The organism is bacterium, assembly GCA_024228115.1.
Classification (GTDB): domain Bacteria; phylum Myxococcota_A; class UBA9160; order UBA9160; family UBA6930.
Map to the genome: position 1 here is coordinate 1 of JAAETT010000126.1, position 6,303 is coordinate 6,303.

General features: G+C 68.5%; 5 protein-coding genes. 2 read left to right on the forward strand and 3 right to left on the reverse strand.

The genetic code is table 11. From position 1 onward, the window contains the following. Positions 1-464: 464 nt before the first annotated feature. The gene (locus GY937_06060; GenBank protein ID MCP5056278.1) at positions 465-1,919 is read right to left on the reverse strand and encodes a porin family protein; all 1,455 of its coding nucleotides are present in this window, start codon (positions 1,917-1,919) and stop codon (positions 465-467) included. Positions 1,920-1,921: 2 nt separating this feature from the next. Continuing rightward, a complete protein-coding gene (locus tag GY937_06065) occupies positions 1,922-2,197 on the reverse strand; it encodes a hypothetical protein (GenBank protein ID MCP5056279.1) in 276 nt (91 codons plus the stop codon). A 67-nt stretch (positions 2,198-2,264) separates the two neighbouring features. Between GY937_06065 and GY937_06070 the strand changes: the two genes are divergently transcribed. Beyond that, positions 2,265-2,765: a hypothetical protein gene (locus GY937_06070; GenBank protein ID MCP5056280.1), complete on the forward strand. Its 501-nt coding sequence runs from the start codon at positions 2,265-2,267 to the stop codon at positions 2,763-2,765. Further along, positions 2,762-4,798 carry a hypothetical protein gene (locus GY937_06075; GenBank protein MCP5056281.1) on the forward strand — a complete coding sequence of 679 codons (2,037 nt, stop codon included), beginning with the start codon at positions 2,762-2,764 and terminating at the stop codon, positions 4,796-4,798. Before GY937_06070 ends, GY937_06075 begins: the two co-directional genes overlap by 4 nt. Positions 4,799-4,987: 189 nt before the next feature. Here the strand turns inward: GY937_06075 and GY937_06080 are convergent, their stop codons facing one another. After that, entirely contained in the window at positions 4,988-6,031 is a 1,044-nt protein-coding gene (locus GY937_06080; protein MCP5056282.1) for a transposase, read from the reverse strand. Positions 6,032-6,303: the final 272 nt, after the last annotated feature.

Below are 6,303 nucleotides of genomic sequence, written 5' to 3' on the forward strand. Positions count from 1 at the left end.
CAGAAGGTTCGGTCCAGTGGGCTCAGTCGCGGTCGCGGCCGATCTTGGGCGTAGACCGCAAGCTGCTGGCGGAGGGCAAGCTCGACGATCGCCTGTTCCTCGCGACTCCGGAATAGTGCGCGGGCGCTGCGAAGGATCGAAATCGCGAAGATGACCAAGGACCGCATGGGAGCCGGAGGGTGCGTGATCGCGCGGGGCAGAACGAGTCTGAATCTGGGAATCGGTCGGGTGTATCATCCACGGAACGAGTTGTAGGGGAAGGCGGAAAAGCTGAGCAATATCAACGCGGACGAATATTGAGGACGCACACGGGCCAGGCTGCCAGCACCCGCTTGTAGTTCGGAAACTCGCCTTCGAGGAGACGCCCGAGCCGAACGCGGCGAGCCGAGACCCGGAGACCGCCCGACGCCTGTGGGACCTGTCGATCGAGCTGACCGGCGTGGATCCCGGGATCTGAAGGGCGCCTAGAACTTCACGCCGAGGCCGGCGCCCCAGGTGGAGATGTCCTCGAAGGCCGGTGCATCCTCGCCGTTCTTGTAGTCGAAGGTCAGGCTCAGGTGCTCGTTCAGCTTGAAGTTGAGCCCGGCCCTGAAGAAGTTGTGGGTGTCGTCTCCGTCCTCCAGCGGCAGGTAGCGGAAGGTGTTCTCCGCGAAGAGCGTGACCGACTTGAACCCCAGCTGGTGCGCGACGTAGCCGATGCTCCAGTCGGCACGGAGGCGGCCCAGCAGGCGCAGGATCTCGTCGTCCTCGTCGGTGCCCCCGTCGTCCCAGGTGTAGCCGCCCTCGACCCCCAGCCAGGGCTCCCAGCGGAACTGCAGGCGCTTGTCGTCCCCGCAGAAGAGGTGCGCGCACAGGTCGCGGCCCACTTGCGAGTCCGGCACCCAGGTGGCCAGCAGCTCCCCGCTGGTCTTGTGCACGTCGAAGTCCTTGTCGGTCTCGTGCTTCAACGAGAGGGCCGTGAAGTAGGGCGCCGACCAGTGCACGTTCCAGCTTCGGCGGAACCGCACCGCGTTCTCGCTCTCGGAGTCGTCGCTCGAGACGTGGGCCTCGACCGACCACGACTTCTGCACGCCGGCCCAAGCGCGGCTTTCCTCGTCCAACGAGTAGAGGTCGAAGCCCCCCCAGATGAGGGCGAAGTCCGCCTTGTAGACCGTGTCGTCCCCCGAGCTCTTCGTGACCGAGAAGCGCGCGGGCTTGGCCTTGGCCTGGGCGGCCGAGAACTGGTCGCGCAGGTGGAACCCGCCCCGCGCGAGGCGCGGGAAGACGCCGTTCGTCCGGATTCGCTCGGCCTCCTCCTTGGCCTTCCTGGCCTTGGCCGCCTTGTCGTCGAGGAAGACCTTCGTCTGCGTGGCGTCGACACCGGTCTCGATCTCGAGCTCGTCCGGGGAGGGCGGCCGACCCGCCACACCTGAGACGTTGTCGAACGCCGTCTGCATCTTGTCGTCGGCGGTGGCGACGTAGCCGGGCTCCGTGCTCTCGTAGAACTCGGGCACCTTGGCGATGCGACGCTCGATCTCGGCCTCCGGAAGCTCCGGATGCAGGCGGGACATCCAGGTCCCGAGATGCTCCTTCGTGACGAAGGCTCCGCGCAGGTCGATCCCCCGCTCCATCCACGCGCGCGCCGACTCCTCCGACCACTGGAGATTCACGTCGATCTTCGCGTCCAGACTGGTCTCGAACCCCCGCTGGTCCTCCTCGACCTTCTGGACCCAGGCCTTCGCCGCGGCCGCGACGAGCTCCGCCTCGGGCCGGGTGACGTCCTTCTTGAGGTCCTGGATCCGTTGCTCGAGGACCTGCTGCTTCACGACGTAGAGCGCCTCCAGCTCCTGCCTTTCGTCCAGCTCTCCATCCTGCGCCCGGGCCTGCGGGGCCCAGGCCGCGACGAGACCGAGGAAGGCGACGAGTGCGAGGCGGTGCATCGCTACCGGTTCGCCTGCACGGCGGTCCACGCCTTCGACACGACCGTGCCCACCGTCGAGGAGCCCGCGTACGCCGTGGGCGTGAAGCCTGCGATCGAGCAGCCCCTCGTCCGAACGCGCGCCGCGATGTTCGTGTGGTCCTTCCCGGCGCGCGTGCCCGAGGCGCCGAGCGCGGAGAGCTTGGTGCCGTCGTTGATGGTCTTGCCCGGGTAGTTCTTCCGATAGTACGAGTGGATGATCTGCCGGACCTGGGCCTTGCTGGTCAGCGTGCACGCCATTCCCTGCTCCCTCCGCTCTACCGTTGATCCTTTCTCGGGACTTCGCTTTGCTGCATACTGGCATGGGATGCCTGACGTCTGCAACGTCGAGCTGCGGATCGAACAAGTCGCGACGCCGGCGGATCGCTGGACGGTGTCGATCGCCTACCATTTGAGGGTGCAGCCTTGGGAGGCGGGCAGCTGGATCCGTGAGGAGGTCGAGCTGGTCGGCGGCGAGCCCGGAATGGCGGAGCCCCTGGAAGTGCTGGTGCGTTGGAGCAACTCGCCGTGGCCGCTTCCCGCTTCGGATCCTTCGGAGGGTGGCGAACCCGCGACCGAAGTCCGGTTGATCCAACGCGAGATCCCGCCTCGCGCGTTCGGCCCGGACGTGCTCGACGAGAATCCGGACGCGAGACACCTGCGTGCCGACCTCGTGCCCGTCGGTGGGAGGCTCTTGTTGCGGCTGCGGGAGCACGTGGAGATCCGCCAGGACCGGCTCTCGGCCCGCGTGCGCGTCGAGTCCATGACGGCGACGGCGGGGACGGGCCGATCGCCGTTGGTCGTCGGTCGCTTCGGGGGAACGAGGTGAGGATCGCGGCGGGGGTCGGGGCCGCGCTTGCCGTCCTCGCCGTGTTGGCGCTGCTCAGCTGGTTCGTCGGGGCGCCCGCCCGCATCGCACAACCGACCGGCTGCAAGGACGCGACCCGGGGCCAGGGCGCGCCCTTCGCGCTGGCCTGTCGGCTGGCGGAAGCTGGTCACCGCGAGGCGGCGCAGACTGCCCTGGAGGCCCTCACCCTGGAGTTGTTCGCCAACGCGGGCGGAAGGCCGGTACCGGAGCCCGAGGCGCCAACGCCCGACCGGGCACCCGGCGACGATCCGAAGCCGGACGCGGCGGGCGAGCCAGCCGAGCCGAAGGCGGCGCCGGGTGCGGGCGATGGTGGCGAGAAGACAGCCTCTCCCGTGCTCGTGCCTCCGGTTCCCGAGCTCCTGGCGACGTCGCCAGCGTCCCGGCGCCTGGACCGGATCGAGAGCCTGGCCTCGGACATCGGACGGGTGGGAACCATCCTGGGCGCGCTGCTGCTCGCGCTGTGGCTCGGCTGGAGGCTTGGGGTCAACGCGTACGATGATGCGATCCGGCTCGAGGTCGGCAAGTTCGCGGACCTGGGATCGGGGGAGGCGGGAGCGGCGGCGGGGCTCCGAGCCGAACTCGTCACGGCGATCTCGGCGGCCACCCTGCCCGTGCCCCGCATCACCCGGGTGACAGCGCCGACGGCGTCGGTTGCGGAGGTGGCCGAGCCAGCGGACGAGCTGCCCGCACCGATCCGCTTCCTCGCCCCGTTGGTGCGGCTGCTGCGCCCGGAGAGACGGCTCAACATCTCGGGCGCCGTCCGCGGAGCGGGGCCGACGCTCGAGGCGACGCTAGCCCTTTCCGACGAGAAGGGTCGCGTGGTGAGCCAGCAGGCCTTCGGCCCGTTCCGGAACGAAGCGGAGCTTCCGTTCGGCGCGGAGAAGGCGATCCCCACGCAGATGGCCGCGTGGGCCGTGCACGGCATCCTCTCCCACCGCAAGGACGCGGATCCCGACGAGGTGCTCGGGACCCGGGATTGGCAGAGCTACGCGCGGCTGCTTGAGGCCGACCTCGGCATCGCCCATGACAGCGGCCCGGGGGTGATCGAGCGCCAGCTGCGGCGCGCGCTGTTCGTGGACCCCCAGAACGCAGGAGCCCTGCTGCGCTTCGGCCAGATCCTGACCCAGACTGGGGACGGGACCCGACTCGGTGAAGGCCTCGAGGCGTTGCGCGAGGCCCGGGAGCGCAGCGCGGGCAAGGGGCCGGGCCTGCGGGTGGGCGCCGCGCGTACCGCGAAGTGGAACCCGACCTGGTACCAGGCCACGTACGCGCTGGCGATCGCCCACCTCCACGCGCACGCCCCGCATGAGGACCCGGAGGAGCGGGCCCGCGGGACCAAGGCGAAGCCGCCCGCAGACCTCGCGGAGGGCTTCCGCCATGCGGGCGACCTGGTGCGTGCGATCGCCTCGACCCAGCTCTTCCTGCGCTCCGCGGGGCGCCTAGCCGTGCGGCCCCGCGACCGCAGGCCGCTCGAGGAGATGCTCGACCGCGAAGCGCCCTACCTGGGCGTGGTCTTCGCGGGCGCCTGTGCCTCGCTCGAGATCTTCCGGCACGGAAGCGTCCGCGCCGCAACGAGGCGCCGGCACCGGTCCGCGCGCGGCCGCCTGCGCTGGCTCGCGCGGCTCGAGCCGAAGGACGAGCCGCGTGCGAAGGACGTACTCGGCATCCTCGGTGTCGCCGGAGAAAGCGGCGACCCGGGCCATCTCTTCAACACGGCGTGCGTCCACGCTCGCGCCCAGGAGCACGACGAGGCCCTGCGCCTGCTGCGGCTGGCCTATCGCTACCACCCCGCGAGCCGGATGCAGCAGGCGCTCGACGAGATCGAGACCGACGCGTCCCTCGACGTCCTCCGGGTGGCCCGGCCGGACGACATCGCGAAGCTGAAGGCCGAGCTGAAGGGACGCGCCGCGGAGCCGCCGGCGGAGGAGGAGGCGGAGTCTCCGGGCCCGCCGAGCGGTCCCGACGTCTGGCGGGTCGAGATCCTGGAGCGGTAGGACCGTGCCGAGCGCGGTTACGTCAGCCACCTCCCGATCGGCGTCTTCTGCCACAGCAGACGGATGAAGCGCTGCATGGCGTCCTCGGCCTTGCGCGTGTGCGGGTAGCTGCCCTGGATCGGGGCTGTCCGTTCTCAATATTCATCCGCATTCGTCTGATCGCGAGATCTCGGGGCCGGCCTCTCTGGATCAGGAGGCTTGGCTCCAAGCGTAGCGTTGGTGGATTCCGCCGACGCGAGGAGACCCGACGACTCGTGCACGAAGCGAGGGTCGGCGCTCGACGGGTCTTCCAAGCGGCGAGTCCCTGAGCACCGTGTGCACGCGGTCTCGTTCGAAGAAATCCACATAGTCGCGGAGTAGGCGTCGCAGGTGGTCCTCGCCGAGGACGACGACATGATCGAGCAACTCGCGTCGCACGGTACCAACGAAGCGTTCGGCGGTTCCGTTCTGCCATGGACTACAGAAGGCGGTTCTCCTGGGAGAGACCCCGAGGTTCGCGACCGCCTTCGCGACCGCGGCCGAGAAGATCGCGTCGTTGTCGTGGATGAGGAAGCGATGCGAAGCTTCGCCCGGAAACGTCACGCGCAGCTGCTGGATCACCCAGCCCGCGGTCGGGTGCTCGGTGACGTTGAAGTGGAGGACGCGACGTCTTCCGTGGTCGAGCACGAACCACACGTATAGAAGCCTGAACCGGACGGTCGGGACGACGAAGAAGTCCATGCCCGCGACCACTTCCTTGTGGTTGCGGAGAAACGTCTTCCAGCGCTGCTGCGCGTCTGGATCGGGCGGTCTGGCCGGGAGGTAGCGGGACACGGTCGCGAGGCTCAGGCGGATTCCCAGCTTCAACAGCTCGGCCTGGATCTTGCGGGCCCTCCAGGGGCTCTCGGCAGCCATTCTGACGATGAGCTGTTGGACCTCCTTGGAGATCGGCGGGCGGCCGGGGCCGGGTTTCGAGATCAATGTCCAGTGGCGTCGGAAGCCTTCACGATGCCAGCGGACGACTGTCTCAGGCTTGACGATGACCAGAGCACTCCTCCAGCGTGGCCAGAGACGCGAGAGGGCTACCCAGAAGGCGCGGTCCAGCGGCCTGAGGCGTGGCCTCCGTCGGTTGTGTGCGTAGGTTGCGAGCTGCTGCCTCAGCGTCAGTTCGACGATCGCCTGCTCACCCCGCGTTCTGAGGAGGGCCGTGGAGCAGCGAACGATCAGCACGATGAGGGAAAGGATGGACTGCACCAGATGCAAGATGCTGCTCGATTCGCCGGGCGAGAACGAGCCTGAATCTTGCGATCGGTCGCGTGTATCGGCAGCGGAAGAAATCGGTGGGCAGGGCCAAGAAGCTCAGTGCTTTCGAGGCGGACGAATATTGAGAACAGAGTGCGTCCAGCTTAAGGCTGGCGCATCCAGCGGGAGCCAGTCCCGCCAGGGCAGGAGTCAGGAGCCCTGTAGCTTGGGTCGCAGACAGGAGGGAAACCGAATGATCTGAAGCCGACCGACAAAGCCATCTA